Origin of the sequence: Methylobacterium sp. 13MFTsu3.1M2, assembly GCF_900112625.1 — a bacterium.
Taxonomy (GTDB): domain Bacteria; phylum Pseudomonadota; class Alphaproteobacteria; order Rhizobiales; family Beijerinckiaceae; genus Methylobacterium.
The window spans coordinates 140908-159613 of record NZ_FOMM01000016.1; the positions used below are offsets into that span (position 1 = coordinate 140908).

At 72.0% G+C, this 18706-nt stretch carries 12 protein-coding genes and 1 other RNA gene; 4 read left to right on the forward strand and 9 right to left on the reverse strand.

Going from position 1 to position 18706, the window contains the following annotated elements; genetic code table 11:
• Positions 1–6: 6 nt before the first annotated feature.
• Entirely contained in the window at positions 7–1482 is a 1476-nt protein-coding gene (locus BM314_RS17290) for a methyl-accepting chemotaxis protein (RefSeq protein WP_020094125.1), read from the forward strand.
• Between the two features lie 28 nt (positions 1483–1510).
• On the opposite strand, the gene murD is transcribed toward BM314_RS17290, so the two are convergent.
• The 9 genes from murD to BM314_RS17335 form a co-directional block, all read right to left on the reverse strand.
• Complete coding sequence (murD, locus tag BM314_RS17295) at positions 1511–2875, reverse strand: UDP-N-acetylmuramoyl-L-alanine--D-glutamate ligase (protein WP_091979181.1); 1365 nt, start codon at positions 2873–2875, stop codon at positions 1511–1513.
• Between the two features lie 205 nt (positions 2876–3080).
• Positions 3081–4166: a phospho-N-acetylmuramoyl-pentapeptide-transferase gene (gene mraY, locus BM314_RS17300; protein ID WP_020094123.1), complete on the reverse strand. Its 1086-nt coding sequence runs from the start codon at positions 4164–4166 to the stop codon at positions 3081–3083.
• Between the two features lie 68 nt (positions 4167–4234).
• Entirely contained in the window at positions 4235–5683 is a 1449-nt protein-coding gene (locus BM314_RS17305) for a UDP-N-acetylmuramoylalanyl-D-glutamyl-2,6-diaminopimelate--D-alanyl-D-alanine ligase (RefSeq protein WP_091979183.1), read from the reverse strand.
• Positions 5684–5702: 19 nt separating this feature from the next.
• A complete protein-coding gene (locus tag BM314_RS17310; protein ID WP_091979184.1) occupies positions 5703–7160 on the reverse strand; it encodes a UDP-N-acetylmuramoyl-L-alanyl-D-glutamate--2,6-diaminopimelate ligase in 1458 nt (485 codons plus the stop codon).
• A 24-nt stretch (positions 7161–7184) separates the two neighbouring features.
• Positions 7185–9077: a peptidoglycan D,D-transpeptidase FtsI family protein gene (locus tag BM314_RS17315; RefSeq protein ID WP_020094120.1), complete on the reverse strand. Its 1893-nt coding sequence runs from the start codon at positions 9075–9077 to the stop codon at positions 7185–7187.
• A 6-nt stretch (positions 9078–9083) separates the two neighbouring features.
• Positions 9084–9497, reverse strand: a complete 414-nt coding sequence (locus tag BM314_RS17320; RefSeq protein WP_012319332.1) for a cell division protein FtsL — start codon at positions 9495–9497, stop codon at positions 9084–9086.
• Positions 9494–10558: a 16S rRNA (cytosine(1402)-N(4))-methyltransferase RsmH gene (rsmH, locus tag BM314_RS17325; protein ID WP_091979186.1), complete on the reverse strand. Its 1065-nt coding sequence runs from the start codon at positions 10556–10558 to the stop codon at positions 9494–9496. Before rsmH ends, BM314_RS17320 begins: the two co-directional genes overlap by 4 nt.
• A 427-nt stretch (positions 10559–10985) precedes the next feature.
• An RNA gene (gene rnpB, locus BM314_RS17330) (RNase P RNA component class A) lies at positions 10986–11384 on the reverse strand.
• 51 nt (positions 11385–11435) lie between these two features.
• On the reverse strand, positions 11436–11876 hold the full coding sequence (locus BM314_RS17335; RefSeq protein WP_056534063.1) for a VOC family protein: 441 nt from the start codon (positions 11874–11876) through the stop codon (positions 11436–11438).
• A 419-nt stretch (positions 11877–12295) separates the two neighbouring features.
• On the opposite strand from BM314_RS17335, the gene BM314_RS17340 reads away from it, so the two are divergent.
• From BM314_RS17340 to BM314_RS17350, 3 genes are all read left to right on the forward strand, one after another.
• Complete coding sequence (locus BM314_RS17340; RefSeq protein ID WP_244539965.1) at positions 12296–13423, forward strand: acyltransferase family protein; 1128 nt, start codon at positions 12296–12298, stop codon at positions 13421–13423.
• Positions 13424–13528: 105 nt separating this feature from the next.
• Complete coding sequence (pepN, locus tag BM314_RS17345; RefSeq protein ID WP_091979189.1) at positions 13529–16153, forward strand: aminopeptidase N; 2625 nt, start codon at positions 13529–13531, stop codon at positions 16151–16153.
• 253 nt (positions 16154–16406) lie between these two features.
• Positions 16407–18704 (forward strand): PAS domain-containing sensor histidine kinase, encoded by a 2298-nt coding sequence (locus BM314_RS17350; protein ID WP_244539966.1) that lies wholly within the window; start codon positions 16407–16409, stop codon positions 18702–18704.
• Positions 18705–18706 lie beyond the last annotated feature (2 nt).

The following is an 18706-nucleotide window of genomic DNA, read 5'->3' on the forward strand; positions in this document are numbered from 1 at the left end:
CGCGCCATGTTCTCTGCCCTGAACGTCCGTGAAGCGCATGCCAAGCTCGCGGCCCTCGACCGGGTTCAGGGCGTGATCGAGTTCGACTTGGCGGGGCGGATCCTGTCGGCGAACCGGAATTTCCTCGACGTCGTCGGGTACACGCTGCCGGAGATCGTCGGCCAGCACCACAGCATGTTCATGGAGCCCGCCCAGCGGGACGCGCCGGACTACCGGGCCTTCTGGGAACGCCTGCGCTCCGGCACCTTCGAGTCGGGCCAGTTCCAGCGGGTCGGCCGGGGCGGCCGGTCGATCTGGATCCAGGCCTCCTACAACCCGATGCTCGACGTCCGCGGCCGGCCCTACAAGGTGGTGAAGTTCGCCACCGACATCACGCAGCAGCGCACCGAGGAGGCCGACCGCGCCGGGCAGATCGCCGCGATCGACAAGGTGCAGGCGGTCATCGCCTTCGACCTCGACGGCACGGTGATCGCGGTGAACGACAATTTCCTCGCCGCGATGGGCTACAGCCGCGCCGAGGTGCTCGGGCAGCATCACAGCCTGTTCGTGGAGCCCGCCTACCGGGAGAGCGAGGCCTACCGGGCCTTCTGGGCGGCCCTGCGGAACGGCACCTATCAGGCGGCCCAGTTCCGGCGGATCGGCAAGGACGGGCGCGAAGTCTGGATCCAGGCCTCCTACAACCCGATCCTCGACGCCGCCGGCCGGCCCTACAAGGTGGTGAAATTCGCCACCGACATCAGCGATCAGGTCCGGCTGTTCGCCAACCTGCGGACCCTGATCGATCAGAACTTCGGCGAGATCGAGCAGGCGGTGACGCACTCGACCACGGCGGCCTCGCTGGCCTCGTCGGCGGCGGACTCGACCTCCGGGAACGTCCAGACCGTGGCGGCCGCCGCCGAGGAGCTGGCGGCCTCGGTGGCGGAGATGTCCCAGAGCATCGTGCGCTCCCAGAGCGCCACCGACACCGCCTATGCCTGCGTTCAGGACGCGGACGGCCACACCAAGCGGCTGGCCGAGACCGCCACCGCCATGACCGGCATCGTCGGCCTGATCCAGGACATCGCCGGCCAGATCAACCTGCTGGCGCTGAACGCCACCATCGAGGCCGCCCGCGCCGGCGCGGCGGGCCGCGGCTTCGCGGTCGTCGCCTCGGAGGTTAAGGCGCTGGCCGACCAGGCGGCGCGCGCCACCGGTCAGATCAACGGCGAGATCGCCAGCGTGCAGCGCGTCTCGCAGGAGGTCGTGCAGGCTCTCAGCTCGATCGGGTCCTCGGTCTCGGTGATGCGCGAGACCGTGGTGGCCACCGCGGCCGCCATCGAGGAGCAGAGTGCCGTGACCCGGGATCTGGCCGAGAGCATGCAGAGCGCCGCGGGGGCCGTCACGGAGATCACCGGCAATATTGGGGCGATCGTCCAGTCGGTGGCCAACGTCTCGCATGCGGTCGACACCACCCGCGACGCCGCCAAGGTTCTGGCGCGCTGAGGCTCTGGCGCGCTGAGGTGGCGCTGCCTCAGGGCAGCGCCTGCACCAGCTCGCGGAAGCGGTTGCCGCGGATCTCGAAGTTCCGGAACTGGTCGTAGGACGCGCAGGCCGGCGACAGGAGCACCACCGGCTCCGGTGCGCCCGAGGCGGCGGCGTTCTCGGCGGCCTTCGGGACGGCGTTCTCGAGGGTCTCGCAGCGCGTGTAGGGCACGGCGCCCTCCAGGGTCGCCGCGAAGGCGTCCGACGCCGCGCCGATCAGGTAGGCGTGCGCGACCCGCTCGAAATACGGCACCAGCGGGAAGATCCCGCCCTCCTTGGCCTTGCCGCCGAGGATCCAGTGGATGTCCCGGAAGGCGGTGAGGGCCTTCTCGGTGGAATCCGCGTTCGTCGCCTTGGAATCGTTGACGAACAGCACGTGGCCGCGCCGCCCGACCTCCTCCATCCGGTGCGGCAGGCCCGGGAACGAGGTCAGGCCGGCCTGGATCTGCTCCGGCGACTGGTCGAGGGCCCGCGCGACAGCCACCGCCACCGCGGCGTTCTGCCAGTTGTGCGCCCCCCGGAGCGAGCCGATCCCGTTGACGTCGGCGAGGGCCGTCCCGTCCGGCTCCCGGACGATCCCGTCGCGCACCGTCAGCGCGTCGGTGCACAGCACGTCGCCGTGGGGCACGTGGACGCGCACGAGGTCGGCGCCGCGGCGGTCCGCGATGGCGCGGCTCGGGGCGTCGTCGACGCCGACCACCGCGAGGCCGGCGCCCTGGATCAGACGCTCCTTGATGGCCGCGTACTGCTCCATCGTGCCGTGCCGGTCGAGATGGTCCGGCGTGATGTTCATCAGCACGCCGACGCTCGGGTCGAGGCTCGGCGTCAGGTCGATCTGGAACGACGACATCTCGATCACGTGGACGCGGTCGGCGGCCGGCGGCTCCAGCGACAGGATCGCGGTGCCGATGTTGCCGCCCATCTGCACGTCGCGGCCCCCCTGCGCGAGCACGTGGGCGATCAGCGCCGTGGTGGTCGACTTGCCGTTGGTCCCGGTGATCGCCACGAACGGCGCCCCCGGCGCCTGCGCCCGCCGCTCCCGGCAGAATAGCTCGATGTCGCCGATGATCTCGACGCCGGCATCCCGGGCGAGCCGGACGCTCCAGTGCGGCTCGGGATGGGTCAGCGGCACGCCCGGGCTCAGCACGAAGGCGGCGAACGCGGACCAGTCGGCCGCGCGCAGGTCCCGCGTCTCGATGCCGGCCTCCCGCGCGCGGGCGAGGCTGTCGGCATTGTCGTCCCAGGCCTGCACGCCCGCGCCACCGGCCTTCAGCGCCAGCGCCGTGGCGAGCCCCGAGCCGCCGAGCCCGAACAGGGCGACGGTCTTGTCCTGGAAGACGGTGACGGGTGTCATGCGGAACTCTGGATGCGGCGGCCGGACCCGGCCGACCCGAACCGGACCCTCCTCCCGGGCGCCCCGCCTCGGCGACCCCGAAGGCGGGCTCCCGGGATCGCGCGGCCGGCCGGGAGCCTCCTTCGAGGCTCCCCTCCGCGGCCGCGCCTCAGGACGAGGGCGAGGATCGGATCGACCTCTCAGGCCGCCCCTCTAGCACGATTTCTCAGCGCAGCTTCAGCGTCGCCAGGCCGGCCATCGCCAGGATCACCGCGATGATCCAGAAGCGGATCACGACCTGCGGCTCCTTCCAGCCCTTCTGCTCGAAATGGTGGTGGATCGGCGCCATGCGGAACACGCGCTTGCCCGTGAGCTTGAACGACGCGACCTGGATGATCACCGACATCATCTCCAGCACGAAGAGGCCGCCGACGATCGCCAGGACGATCTCGTGCTTCGTCGCCACCGCGATGGAGCCCAGCAGGCCGCCCAGCGCCAGGGAGCCGGTATCGCCCATGAAGATCTGGGCCGGCGGCGCGTTGAACCAGAGGAAGCCGAGCCCGGCGCCGATGACCGCGCCGCAGACGACGGCGAGCTCGCCCGTGTCGCGGACGTAGTTCACCTGCAGGTAGCTGGCGGTGAACGAGTTGCCGACGAGGTAGGCGATGAAGCCGAACGTGCCGCAGGCGATCATCACCGGCACGATCGCGAGGCCGTCGAGGCCGTCGGTCATGTTCACGGAATTGCCCGCCCCGACGATCACGAAGGCGCCGAACAGCGGGTAGAACCAGCCGAGATTGAGGAGCGCGTCCTTGAATACCGGGAAGGCGAGCTGGTTCTGGAGGGCGGCGGGCGAGTAGACCGCGATGGTCACGCAGGCCGCCATGGCGATCAACGCCTCGAGGGCGAGGCGGAACTTGCCCGAGAAGCCCTTGTGCGACTGCTTCGTGACCTTGAGGTAGTCGTCGTAGAAGCCGATCGCGCCGAAGCCGAGGGTGACGGTCAGCGTCACCCAGACGTAGTGGTTGCGCGGGTTGGCCCAGAGCAGGATCGCCACGACGGCGCCGGCCAGGATCATCAGGCCGCCCATGGTCGGCGTGCCGCGCTTGGTCAGCAGATGGGTCTGCGGCCCGTCCTCGCGGATCGGCTGGCCCTTGCCCTGGCGGATCCGCAGCAGCGAGATGATCCAGGGCCCGAACCAGAACACGAACAGGCCCGCCGTGAACAGCGCGCCGCCGGTGCGGAAGGTGATGTAGCGGAACACGTTGAGCGGCGTGAAGCTGCTGCTCAGGTCCGAGAGAAGGTACAGCATCCGGGCGCTCGGCCCCCTTGTTCAGGCTCAGGTTTCGGGGGACGGCGCCGCACGCGCAGGCGTGCCGGTCACGGGACGGCCTGGGTCCGCCGGGTCGGATCGACCGCGTAGCGGGCTTTCAGCGCCTCGACAATCCGGCCCATGCGGCTGCCGTTCGATCCCTTCACCATGACGGCGTCGCCGGACCGCAGGGTCCGGGCGAGCGGCTCGAGCAGGTCGGCCGCGGTGTCGGCCACCGCGCCGCGGCGGCTCACCGGCAGGGCCTCGAACAGGTGGCGCATCAGCGGACCGGCCGTGAAGACGAGGTCGACCCGGGCCGCCTCGATCGCCTCCGCCAGGCCGCGATGCAGGTCGGGCGCGGCGGCGCCGAGCTCGAGCATGTCGCCCAGCACCGCGATCCGGCGGCCGCGGGGCCCGGTCTCGATCCCCGCCAGGGTCGCCAGCGCCGCGCGGACGGCGACGGGATTGGCGTTGTAGCTCTCGTCCACGAGGTAGGCGGCACCGCCGCCGATCTCGAGGGCGGTGCGCTCGCCGCGCCCCGCCGGCGGCTTTAGCCCCCCGAGCGACAGGGCCGCGCGCGCGAGGTCGGCCCCGAGGCTGTGGACCACCGCCATGACGCCCAGGGAGTTCAGCGCCGCGTGCCGGCCGGCGGTGCCGAGCTTGTAAGTGACGGGCTGGCCCATCACCACCGCGTCGATCACCGACAGGTCGGGCCGCAGCACGATCCTCAGGGCGCGGACGTCGGCATCCGCGTGCTCGCCGAAGGTTACCACCCGGCCCGCCCGGGAGGCCTGGGCGTGGGCGGCCAGGCGGTCGAAATGCGGGGCGTCGCGGTTCAGGATGGCGACGCCGCCGGGCTGGAGCCCGGAGAAGATCTCGCCCTTCGCGTCCGCGATCGCGGCCAGCGAGGCGAAATGCTCGATATGGGCGGGCGCGATCGTGGTGATCAGCGCGATGTCCGGCCGGACCTGCGCGGTCAGCGGCACGATCTCGGCGCCGTGGTTCATGCCGATCTCGAACACGCCGTAGCGCGCGGAGCGCGGCATCCGCGTCAGGGTCAGGGGCACGCCCCAGTGGTTGTTGTAGGAGGCCGCCGAGGCGTGGGTCTCGCCCTGCTCGGACAGGACGTGGCGCAGGGCCTCCTTGGTCCCGGTCTTGCCGACCGAGCCCGTGACCGCCACGACCTGCGCGCGCGTCCGGTCCCGGGCGGCGGCACCGAGGCGCACCATCGCGGTGAGAACCGGGTCGGCGCCCCCCTCGGGCACCGCCAGGACGGGGCCGTGGACCGCGAGCGCCTCGGCGCGCGCGGCGCTCACCACGGCGGCGCCGGCGCCGCGCCCCAGGGCGTCGGGGACGAAGTCGTGGCCGTCGCGGGTGTCGCCGCGGATCGCGAAGAACAGGTCGCCGGGCTGGAGCGTGCGGGTGTCGATCGAGGCGCCGCCGATCGCGCGCCCGGCGCCGATCAACCGGCCGCCCGTCGCGGATTCCAGCTCCTCCCGCGTCCAGAGTGCGGTCATCGTCGGTCCCCCGTCGTCCTCAGGCCGCCGCGGCGATCGCGGCGCGCAGGACCGCGTGGTCCGAGAACGGCAGCGTGCGATCTCCCACGATCTGGCCGGTTTCATGACCCTTGCCGGCCACGACCAGCACGTCGCCCGGCCCGAGCCGGTCGACGGCGCTGTGAATCGCCTCCGACCGGTCGCCGATCTCCTCCGCGCCCGGCGCCGCGTCCAGGATGGCCCGGCGGATGGCGGCCGCGTCCTCGGTGCGCGGGTTGTCGTCCGTGACGATGACGACGTCGGCGAGCCGCTGCGCGATGGCGCCCATCAGCGGCCGCTTGCCCCGGTCGCGGTCGCCGCCGCAGCCGAACACCGCGATCAGCCGGCCCGACGCGAAGGGGCGGAGCGCGGCGAGCACGCTCTCCAGGGCCTCGGGCTTGTGCGCGTAGTCGACGAGGCAGAGGCCGCCCCGCGCCTCGCCGATCCGCTCCATGCGGCCCGGGACGCCGGTGAGATGGTCGAGGGCCGCGAGGACGCCGTCGGGATCGGCCGCCCCCGCCGGGGTAGCCAGCGCGAGGCCGGCCGCCACCAGGGCGTTCTCGACCTGGAACTCGCCGACGAGCGGCAGGCGCAGCTCCCGGGTCCGGCCCGCGAACAGGATCCGGGCGACCTGCGCGAACCCCTCCGTGCGGACCGCCTCGACCCGCAGGTCCCGGCCGCCCCGCCCGACCGTGCGGACCGGCCGGCCGGCGGCCTCGGCGGCGGCGATGACGCGCTCGGCGTAGGCGCCGTCGGCGTTGACGATGGCCGGGCGGCCCGCCGGCAGCAGGTCGGTGAACAGCCGCAGCTTGGCCGCGAGGTACTCCTCGAGGCTCGCGTGATAGTCGAGATGGTCTCGGCCGAGATTGGTGAAGCCGGCCGCGTCGAGGCGCACGCCGTCGAGCCGGCGCTGCTCGATCCCGTGGGAGGACGCCTCCATGGCGAGGTCGGTGACGCCGTCCGCGGCGAGTTGCGCCAGCGTCCGGTGCAGCGTCACGGGGTCCGGGGTCGTGAGGGAGCCGTAATGCGCGCCGCGTTTGGTGACGATGCCGACGGTGCCGAGGCTCGCGGAGTCGCGGCCGAGGCGCGCCAGGATCTGGCGGACGAAGTCGGCCACCGAGCTCTTCCCGGCGGTGCCGGTGACCGCCACCACGGTCTCGGGCTGCGGGCCCGCGAGGCGGGCCGCCGCGAGGGAGAGCGACCGGCGCGCGTCGGCGACCGGGATCCAGGCGACCGCGTCGGGCAGGTCGGCGGGACGAGTCCCCTCCCCGGCGACCGCGGCGGCGCCGCGCTGGGCGGCCTGCACGGCGAAACGTCGGCCGTCGGCCTTCGTGCCGGGAACGGCGACGAACACCGTGCCGGTCGCGACCTGCCGGCTGTCGGCTGTGAGGTCTGAGACGCTCAGGTCCGCGGCGGGGCCAGCAGCCTCGGGGAAGAGGTCGGCGAGCCGCGCGCTCATCGCTGCACCCTCATCGATCCGATCTCACGGGCCGCCCAGCTGGTTGACGTGGTAGGCGTTGAGCTTGACCATCTGCGGGAACGGCCTCACCGGCGGCTCGAATTGCGGCGGCAGGCCGAGGATCGGCGCCACGCGCTCGATCACCTTGCCGGTGACCACGCCGGAATTCCAGGCCGCCGTGGCGTAGCCGCCCGATTCCGGCAGGCCCTGCGGCTCGTCCATGATCGTCACGAACAGGTACTTCGGATCGTTCATCGGCGCCGCCGCCATGAAGGTCGTGAACAGGCGGTTGTGGATGTAGCGGCCGCCGATGACCTTCTCGGCGGTGCCGGTCTTGCCGCCGACGAAGTAGTACGGGACCGCCGCCTTCTTGGCCGAGCCCTCGGCCGCGTTGAGCCGCATGATGTAGCGCATCGCCTCGGAGGTCTGGCCCGAGAGGACGTGCGTGGCCCGCGCCCGCGCCGCCTCCGGTGTCGTCTTGAGGAATGTGGGCGTCATCAGGTCGCCGCCGTTGGCGATGGCCGCCACCGCGGCCGCGGCCTGGATCGGCGCCACCGCGATGCCGTGGCCGAACGCGATGGTGATGGTGTTGATCTCGGTCCAGCGCGACGGGACGATCGGCGCCGCGCTCTCCGGCAGCTCGGTGCGCAGCCGGTCGAGCAGGCCCATCTTCTTCAGGAAGGCCTTGTGGCCGGGCACGCCGACGCCGAGCGCCATCTTGGCGGAGCCGATGTTGGAGGAGTGGGTGAACACCTCCGGCATGGTGATGACGCGGTTCGTGCCGTGGTACTCGTGGATCTTCTGCCGGCCCCAGTTGAGCACGCCGCCCCGGGTGTCGAAGGTCGAGTTGACGTTGTACTTGCCGGAATCGAGCGCCATGGCGAGGGTCATCGCCTTGAAGGTCGAGCCCATCTCGTAGACGCCGACATTCATCCGGTTGATGCGGTCGGGCGAGAGCGCGTCCTTGGGGTCGTTCGGGTCGAAATCCGGCATGGAGACGAGCGCGATGACCTCGCCGGTCTTCACGTCGAGGATCATCGAGGCGCCGGCCTTGGCCTTGAAGTGGTCGATGCCCCAGGCCAGCTCGTCGCGCACGGCGAACTGCGCGCGCAGGTCGAGCGAGAGCTGCACCGGCTTCAGGTCGGCCTGCTTGTTGATCAGCCCGAAGCTGTTGAGGGCCTGCAGCCCGGTTGAGTCGATGTACTTCTCCATACCGGCGATGCCGATGCCGTCGAGGTTCGTCGCGCCCAGGATGTGGGCGGCCGCGACGCCGTTCGGGTAGACCCGCTTGTGGTCTGGCAGGAAGCCGATGCCGGGGATGCCGAGCCGGTGGACCTCGGCCTGCTGCTTCGGGGTCAGCTCGCGCTTCACCCAGACGAAGCCCGCGCCCTTCTTGTCCTTGCGCTGCGTCAGCTTGGCGCGGAGCTCGGAGGCGTTGAGTTCCGGCAGGACGGCGGTGAGCAGCTCGACCGCCTCGTCCTTGTCGTAGATGTTGCCCGGCTCGGCGAAGACCGAGACCGTGCGGATGTCGGTGGCCAGGATCTCGCCGTTGCGGTCGATGATGTCGGGCCGGAAGGCGGTCGAGGACGCGGCCGCGACCCGGTGTTCCTGGCTGGGCGGCTCCCCGAAGATCGCCATCATCAGGAGCTTGGCCGAGATCGTCCCGAACACGCCGACGAAGACCAGCCCGACCATCGCGACCCGCAGGTGCGAGCGCTCGATCGCCAGCCGGAACATGCTGCGCAGGAGCGCCTTGGCGCGGTCGGCGCGCGGCTCGGGCTCGCGCGCCTCCTCCTCCAGGGGGCGCGGCGCGCCGGCGGCATGCGCCAGCGCGGCGGCTTCGAGCAGCGCCGCCTCGTGGTCCGACACGGCGGGCTCGACCGCCGGGTCTAGGGTCTCGTCGGCGTGATCGGACACGGGGGTTTACCTCGAAGCCGTCGTCGGGGTGCGGGTCGTGGTGACGGTGCGGGTGATCGAGCCGGTCGTGCGCGGCTCGATCGCGCCCTTGTCCTTGGGCGTCGCCGTGGCGGCGAGCAGACGGCCGATCTCGTCGCCGCGCTCCGGCCGGGCGGGCAGATCCGAGAGGCGCGCCAGGTGGCTGGTGCCGATCGGCTCCAGGGCGAGATGCTTGTCGACGGCCGCCTGGAGCCGGTCGGGCCGCGTCAGGAGCTGCCACTCGGCGCGCAGCACGGCGATCGCCTGCCGCTCCTTGTGCAGGGCGGTCTGGAGCTTCGAGACCTGACCGCCCTGGTAGAGCGTGTCGTACTTGATCGAGTAGGCGTAGATCGCCGAGGCGACGAGGCCGGCCACCGCCAGCAGGTTCAGGAGGCGGATCATCGGCGATGGCCTCCGCGGGCCGCGTCGGGCAGGCTCGCCAGCGTGGTCAGCGCGGCCAGCGGTTCGGGAACGTCGGATTCGGTGCGCTCCGCGGCCCGGAGCTTGGCGGAGCGCGCGCGCGGGTTGCGGGCGGTCTCGGCCTCGCCCGGCAGGACCGGGCCCTTCGTGACGGGACGGAAGCTGCGGACGGTCTCGACCGGGCCCCCGGGCAGATGGCGGGAGCCCTGCGCGGAGCGGCCGCTGCGCGCCGCGAAGAACTGCTTGACGATGCGGTCCTCGAGCGAGTGGAACGTCACGACGGCGAGCCGGCCGCCGGGCCTGAGCACGCGCTCGGCCGCGTGCAGGGCACGGACCAGCTCGCCGAGCTCGTCGTTCACGGCGATCCGCAGGCCCTGGAAGGTCCGCGTCGCCGGGTGGATGTGGCTGCCGGGCTCGGTCCGGACCACGCCGGCGACGAGTTCGGCCAGCTGCGCGGTGGTCTCGATCCGCCCGCGGCGCCGCGCCTCGAGGATCGTCCGGGCGACCGCGCGCGAGCGCCGCTCCTCGCCAAAATGGTAGATGATGTCGGCCAGAACGGTCTCGTCGGCCTCGTTCACAAGGTCGGCGGCGCTCGGCCCGTCGCAGGCCATGCGCATGTCGAGGGGGCCGTCGCTGCGGAACGAGAAGCCCCGCTCCGGCGCGTCGAGCTGCATCGACGAGACGCCGATATCGAGGACGACCCGGTCGACCTGCGCGATGCCGGCCTCCGCGAGGAGGCTGTCGAGGTCGCCGAAGCGGCCGGAGAGGAGGCGCAGGCGCCCGCCGGACTCCGCGACGAGCGTCTGTCCGCCCGCGATGGCCGTGGGGTCACGATCGATCGCGACGACCTGCAGGGCCGGATCCGCCGCGAGGAGCGCGCGGGTGTAGCCGCCGGCACCGAACGTGCCGTCGACCGCGATCCCGCCCGCGGTGCCGAGCGCGTCGACGACTTCCGCGAGGAGGACGGGGACGTGCGGTTCAGCCGCCGCATCGCCGCCGCCGTGGCGGGGCGAACTCTCGGGGGAGGAGCGGCGCCGGCTCATGGCCGCCTCGACGCGCCGGCGCGCCGTGGCGCGCGAGGACGGGCGGATTGTCGGCGCGTCCCGGAAACCCGGGCGCGGATGCGGCTCGTGCGTCTCATGGTGCCCTGTGCCGGGCCGCGCGAGCGCGGCGCGCGTGACGGGAACGGCACCGGATGCGGAGCGCGCAAGACGCCGCGCACGGACGGGACCTGCGCGATGGCAGGGTGCGCCCGGCGATCCGATACACGCCGTTGACGGGAGGATGCCGGGTATCATGGGCCTCGGAGGATCGTCAACGCACAAGCTTGGCACTGCCGCGCGGACCGATCTGAACCCGGCAAGGTTAACCGAAGGTTTTTGCCGCCGCGGAATCTTCGGCGCGCCGGCCGTCCGCGCGGGAACGCCGGCGGGGCGATAAAGCCTTGCAGGTGCAAGTCTTATCGGGAAGTGGATCAGCCGGCCTGTAAGCCGGGTTCTGTAGGGCCGGAGCGCTCGCGCGCGCCGGCGTGGCAGCCATTCCTCTGGGACGATCGTCGCCGATCGCCTCGAGCAACCAACCCGGGCGACTGGCCTGGAGAGCCGGCCTGCCCTTCTCGCGAAGGGCGCGCCGCCCCTATTCGGTCTTGCTCCCGGTGGGGTTTGCCGTGCCGTCCGCGTTGCCGCGTCCGCGGTGCGCTCTTACCGCACCCTTTCACCCTGACCCCGGACGGATCCGGGGCGGTCTGCTCTCTGTGGCACTGTCCCTGGGGTCGCCCCCGCCGGAGGTTATCCGGCACCGTCTCTCCATGGAGCCCGGACTTTCCTCCCCGAACGCTCGCGCGTCCGGAGCGGCCGCCCGGCCGGCTGATCCGCGGGCAGATGCGCCCGCGGGGCCGTCCGGGTCAAGGGCGCGGGCCCGCTACCAGGTGCCGGTGTTCTCCATCGACTTCCACGGCTCCTGCGGCTCCTTGGCGCCGCCCTTCTGGAGGATCTCGATGGAGATGCCGTCCGGCGACTTCACGAAGGCCATATAGCCGTCGCGCGGCGGCCGGTTGATGGTGACGCCCTTCTCCTGCAACTTGGCGCAGAAGCCGTAGATGTCGTCGACCTGATAGGCGAGATGGCCGAAATTGCGCCCGCCCGAGTAGGTTTCCGGATCCCAGTTGTAGGTGAGCTCGATCAGGGGCGACTTGGTCGCCGAGGCCCGCTCGACATCGCCGGGCGCGGCGAGGAAGACGAGGGTGAAGCGGCCCTTCTCGTTCTCGACGCGGCGCACCTCCTTCAGGCCGAACGTGTCGACGTAGAAGGCGAGCGCCCGGTCGAGGTCGGCGACCCGGACCATGGTGTGCAGAAATTCCATCGGATCCTGTCCTGTTCTCATCGAAGACGGGCCACCGGTCCGCTCCGGCTGACTCGCCCCGCTAGCTAGCGGCCGGTCCGGCGGTGAGAAGGCCGTCCGATACAGACTCGGGACAATCGGGACCGGGCGTTCGCGCGGTCGGGCCCCGTCGAGCCGACCGGGCGGGCGTTTCGGTAGGCCCCGGCATCGTCGGCCCGGCGGCGGGCCTCGCGCCGCGTGCGTCCCGTCGGCCCCGCCGCGAACTCCCGATCCGCCGGAGGAGAGACCCTTCGGCCGAAAGTATGGGCGCGTCTTACCCAGCAAGATGTAGCCCGGCTGCGACAGATTGGTCTTACTCGGTGGGATGATGAGAGCGGTTTCGAACGTCGGGGGCCGTGATGAGGACGCAGGGATCCGAGGGCGGCAGGCATGATGCACAGATGATCGGTCTCGATGCGGCACGATTCCTAGCCGCAATGCTGGTCATGGTCTTTCATCTCGGCGCCTACGCGTGGCAGGCGCCGCTCTCGACTGCCGGGCGCGCCTTCGACTCCGCCGCAGCTTACCCCGGCCTGTTCGCCTGGACGTGGTTCGGATGGATCGGGGTCGAGCTGTTCTTCGTCATCTCGGGCTTCGTGATCGCCTACTCGGCCGAGCACGCGACCGCGCGCGCCTTCCTGCGCAGCCGCATCCTGCGCCTCGTGCCGGCGGTCTGGATCTGCGCCACGCTCACCGCCCTGGTCTCGCTCGCCATCGGCCGCATGGGGTCCGGTCGGCACGTGCTGCGGGCCTATCTCGACTGCGTCCTGTTCGTTCCGGTCGAGCCGTGGCTGGACGGCGTCTACTGGACCCTCGGCGTGGAGATCGCCTTCTACGCACTCGTCTTCGCGCTGCTGCGGCTCGGGCGATTCCGGAGCATCGGCCCGGTCTGCGCCGTGGTCGGCGGTGTGAGCACCCTCTTCTGGGTCGCGACCTTGGCCGTGCCGAACCTCCCCGCCCTGGCGGCGAACCGCGTGGCCGAGCTGACGCTCCTGCGCCACGGCTGCTTCTTCGCGCTCGGCGTCTTCCTGTGGTTGTCGCTCGTCAAGGGGCCGACGGCCGGTCGGCTCTGCGTGATCGCCGTCTGCGCCGTCGGGGCGCTCGTCGAGATCGGTGACGCGGCCGGATCGTTCCTGTTCCAGATGGGCCGCAGCGAGGATCCGCTCCTCCCGCGCCTCGTCTTCGCGGGCTGCGTCCTGATGATCGTGGCCAGCGTGCGCGGCAACGCGTGGCTCCGCGTGCGGCTCGGCGAGCGGGGCTGCGCGCTGGCCCGACGGATCGGACTGATGACCTACCCGCTCTACCTCCTGCACAACGTCAACGGAGCCGCCCTGATCCACCGCCTCGTCAGTGGCGGGGTTCCGCCCTACGCGGCGCTCGTGGCCGCGTGCTGCGCCATGCTCCTGCTGAGCTACGCCGTGATGCGCTGGGCCGAGCCATTCGTCCGCGCCCGCCTGTCCGCCACGCTCGACAGGGTCGGCCTCGAGCGGCCGCTCCGCGCGGAAGGCCGCCCCGCCCCCGGGCTCTGAGCCGGGCGAGGACCGCGCCACGCCGGCCGTTTCGACGGCTCCGATCGTTGCGCCGCGCGCTCCGAGGGACCAGAACGGGCCCGCCCCGCACCCGGAGTGAGCCGAATGCGCACCGAGACGCCGCCGCTGATCCGCCTCGAGGAATACCGGCCCAGCGACTACCTGATCGATCGCGTCGACCTCGACATCCGTCTCGACCCGCATGCGACCCGCGTCGACGCGACGCTGACGCTGCGGCCGAACCCGGCCGGCGTGCCGGCGGCGCCGCTCACCCTCGACGGCGACGATCTCCGGCTGGTCTCGGTCGCGCTCGACGGCGCGCCGCTGGCGCCCGACGCCTACGCGGCGACGCCGTCCGGACTGATCCTCCGCGATCCGCCGCAGCGGCCCTTCGCGCTGCGTCTCGTCACGGAGGTGGATCCGACCGCCAACACCAAGCTGATGGGCCTCTACCGGTCGAACGGCGTCTACTGCACCCAGTGCGAGGCGGACGGCTTCCGCCGGATCACCTACTTCCTCGATCGGCCGGACGTGCTGTCGGTCTACACCACGCGCATCGAGGCCGACCGGGCCGAGGCGCCGGTCCTGCTCGGCAACGGCAATCCCGTCGGGACCGGCGCGGCCGGGCCGGACCGCCACTTCGCGATCTGGCACGATCCCCACCCGAAGCCCGCCTACCTGTTCGCCCTCGTGGGCGGCCGGCTCGGGAAGGTCGAGACGCGCTTCACCACGATGGAGGGCCGCCCCGTCACCTGCGCGGTCTACGTCGAGCCCGGCAAGGAAGACCGGGCGGGCTACGCTCTCGACGCCGTCATCCGCTCCATGGCCTGGGACGAGACCGCCTTCGGCCGCGCCTACGACCTCGACGTGTTCAACGTCGTCGCGGTGTCCGACTTCAACATGGGCGCCATGGAGAACAAGGGCCTCAACATCTTCAACGACAAATACGTCCTGGCGAGTCCCGAGACCGCGACCGACGGCGACTACGCGGCGATCGAGGCGATCATCGCGCACGAGTACTTCCACAACTGGTCTGGCAACCGCGTCACGTGCCGGGACTGGTTCCAGCTCTGCCTGAAGGAGGGTCTCACGGTCTTCCGAGACCAGGAATTCTCCTCCGACATGCGCTCCCGGCCAGTGCACCGCATCGCCGAGGTGCGCTCGCTGCGGGCGCGCCAGTTCCCCGAGGATGCCGGGCCGCTGCGGCACCCGGTGCGGCCGCGGGCCTACGCGGAGATCAACAACTTCTACACGGCGACCGTCTACGACAAGGGCGCCGAGATCGTCCGGATGCTGCGGACGCTGATCGGTCCCGAGGCCTTCCGGGCCGGCATGGACCGGTACTACGCCGACAATGACGGCCGCGCCGCCACCGTCGAGGACTTCCTGGCGGCCTTCGCGGCGGTGACCGGGCGCGATCTCGGCGCCTTCGCCCGCTGGTACGAGCGTCCCGGCACGCCCCGCCTCGCCGTCGCGACCGCGTACGATCCGGCCGCCGCCCGCTACACCCTCCGGTTCGCCCAGAGCCTGCCCGGCGGCGGCGCGGAGTCCGACGGGCCGCCCCTGGTGATCCCCGTGGCCCTCGGGCTGGTCGGGGCGTCCGGGCCGCTGGCGGGCGCGACCTGCCCGGACGTGCGGGACGGCGTCTACGTGCTCGACCGCCCCGAGGCCGAGATCGTGTTCGACGCGGTCGCCGAGGAGCCGGTCCCCTCGCTCCTGCGCGACTTCTCCGCTCCGGTGCGGCTCGACCTCGCCCTGACCGACGCGCAGCGGATGCGGCTCCTCGCGCAGGACAGCGACCCGTTCAACCGCTGGCAGGCCGCGCAGGACGTCGCTTTGCGGCTGATCCTCGAGCCAGACGCCGATCGGACGGAGGCGTTCGCCGCGGCACTCGGCCAGTTCCTCGAAGACGAGGCCCTGGCCGACCCGGCCTTCGCGGCCCTGGTCCTGGCGCTGCCGAGCGAGGGCGAGGCCGCCGACGCGGTGCCGGCCGACGTGGATCCCGACGCGATCCACCGGGCGCGATTCAACCTGCGGGCGCGTCTGGGCCAGGCCCTGCGGCCGCGGCTCGAATCGATCGACGCGGCGCTCGCGCCGGTCGCCGGTGCGCCCTACAGCCCCGACGCCGCCTCGGCGGGGCGCCGGTCGCTCCGCAACGCGGCCCTCGACCTGGTCGCCGCCGGCGATCCCCGGGAGGGGGCCGCCCGCGCCGCCGCGCGGCTGGCCGAGGCCACCAACATGACCGATCGGCTCGCCGCCCTCGGCACGCTGGCGCTGATCCCGGGAGAGACCCGCGAGGCCGCCTTCGCGGAGTTCGCGGCCCGCTACGCCGACGAGCCCCTGGTCCTCGACAAGTGGTTCGCCCTCCAGGCCCAGATCCCGGAGCCCGGCACCCTCGACCGGATCGCGCGGCTGCAGGAACACCCGGCCTTCACCATGACCAACCCGAACCGCGTGCGGGCGCTGATCGGGAGCTTCGCGTTCGGCAACCCGACCCAGTTCGCCCGGCGCGACGGGGCGGGATTCGCCCGCGTGACCGAGACGGTCGCGGCGCTCGATTCGACCAACCCACAGGTGGCCGCACGGCTCCTCACGGCCTTCGGATCCTGGCGCCGGCTGGAAAAATCACGCGGTGCCAAAGCGGTCGAAATGCTGAATGGGATCAAGGCGATCCCGGGGCTTTCCCGGGACACCGCCGACATCCTCGCGCGCACCCTCGGAGGCGGCTAACCGTCTGAACCTGCGGTAGAAATCGATTCTCGGGCTCCCGGGCAACACCTGGGTTCCGTCAAGCCCTTATGGTAAAAAATCCGTGGACAAACTGCCCCCCGAAGTGATTGTATTCAGTCAGATTCGGGGGGCCTTCGGGGGCCGGGTGCCCACACCGGATCACAGTTCCCACGGGCGAGGTTCGGCCATGCCGGAGGCGGCTTCCGCTTCCTTCTCCGCGCGTGCGGATTCGAGTCTCACGATCTCGTGGCCCATGCGGAGCCGGGATCCGCGGCTCGGCCAGGCCGAGCGCTGGCTGCGCTACGCCGTGCCGGGAACGCTCGCGGTGTTTCTGGCCTGCCTCGTCGGGCTCGCCACCCTCCATATCCAGGGCCAGCGTGCCGAGATCCTGGCGGGCGCGAAGGCCGAGGTCGAAGGCTTCGCCCGTCTGGCCGCGCGGGCGGTGGATCCGGCCGGCACCGTGGCGGAGGACCTGCGCGCCCTGATGCCCGAGAGCGAGCGGCATCCCGGCCGCCGCCTGCTGGTGGTCCGCCCCGACACCCGCATCGTCGCCGCCCATCCGCCGCTGCCGGCCGACCGCACGACCCTCTCGGCGGTGCTCGGCGAGAGCGAGCCGCTCTCCGGCCTCGGCGAGCGCGCCGGCGCGATGGCCCTCGAGCTTCCCGGCGGCGAGAGCGTGCTCGCCGCGGTGCACAGCCTGCCCGGCGGCGCGGGACAGGTGGCGGTGCTCCAGCCCATCGAGCCGCTGCTGCGCGGCTGGAGCGCCCGGACCCGCGACCAGATCGTCCTGATCGCCGCCGCAGCGATCGTGATCGTCGGAGTCGGACTGGCCTACGGCCTGCAGACCCGCCAGGCCGCCCGCGCCGACCGGGCCCGCGAGCAGATCCGCGGCCGCCTGGAGACCGCCCTGCGCCGGGGCGCCTGCGGATTGTGGGACTGGGACATCGCGCGCGGCCGGATCTACTGGTCCGATTCGATGTACACGCTGCTCGGCTACAGGCGGCAGCACGAGTACCTCTCGTTCGGGGACGTCAACGGCCTCGTCCATCCCGACGACGGCGACCTGTACAGCCTCGCCCGGGGGCTCGCGGCCAACCAGACGCATATCGACCACGCCTTCCGCATGCGCGGCGCCGACGGGGCCTACGTCTGGCTGCGCGCCCGCGCCGAGGTCGTGGCGGACGCCGCCGACGGCGGCCGCCACCTCGTCGGCATCGCCAACGACATCAGCGAGCAGCGGGCCCTGGAGGAGACCAACGCCGCGGCCGACATGCGCCTGCGCGACGCCGTCGAGGCGATCTCGGAAGCCTTCGTGCTCTGGGATACCGGCAACCGCCTGGTCCTGTGCAATTCGAAATTCCGCCACCTCCACGCCCTGAGCCCCGAGGATGCGCAGGCGGGCCGGAGCTACACGGACGTGATGGGACGCGGCGTGCTGCCCCAGGTCCGGCGGGAATCGCCCGAGGCCGGGATGGCGCTGACCGACATGGCCGCCCGCACCTTCGAGGCGGAACTCGCCGACGGCCGCTGGCTGCAGATCAGCGAGCGGCGCACGAAGGACGGGGGCTACGTGTCGGTCGGGACCGACATCACCAGCCTGAAGCGCAATCAGGAGCAGCTCCTCGCCTCCGAGCGCGAGCTGATCGAGACCGTCAAGGACCTCAAACGGTCCCGCCGCACCCTCGAACTCCAGACCCAGCAGCTCGCGGATCTCGCCGAGCGCTACCTCGACCAGAAGGCGGCCGCCGAGGCGGCCAACCAGGCCAAGGCCGAGTTCCTGGCCAATATGAGCCACGAGCTGCGCACCCCGCTCAACGCCATCATCGGCTTCGCCGACGTGATGGAGAACGCGGTTCTCGGGCCGCTCGGCACCCCGCGCTACACCGAGTATTGCCGCGACATCCGCGAGAGCGGTTCGCACCTGCTGTCCATGATCGACGACATCCTCGACATGGCCCGGCTGGAGGCCCGGCGCGTGCGCCTGAGCCCCAGGGCGATCTCCGCCGAGACCGCGATCAGCGCGGCCCTCGCGCCCGTCGAGGCGGCCGCCCGCGAGAAGGCGATCACCGTCAGCGTCGACGTCGTGCCCGGCCTCGAGCTGCTGGCCGATCCGCAGGCGATCCGGCAGATCCTCGCCAACCTCGTGCAGAACGCCGTGAAGTTCACGCCCGCCGGCGGCCGCGTCGCCGTCCGGGGCCGCCGCGCCGGCGCGTGCACCCACCTCTATATCGAGGACAACGGCATCGGCATCCCGACTTCCGACCTCGCCCGCCTCGGCCGGCCCTTCACGCAGGTCGAGCGGCAGATGACCCGGTGCCACAAGGGTTCGGGCCTGGGCCTCGCCATCACCCGCTCGATGGTCGAGCTCCACGGCGGCTCGCTCCGGATCCGCTCCGAGGAGACGGTGGGCACCATCGTGCTCGTCCGCCTGCCGGCCACGCCGGCCGAGCGCCCGGAGGCCGTCGTACCGGCCGGCTCGGCCCCTTCCCCGACGGCCGATTCCACGATTGTCAGGCGCGAGGCGCCGCGGGCGGGCCGTTCCGCCGCCTGAGC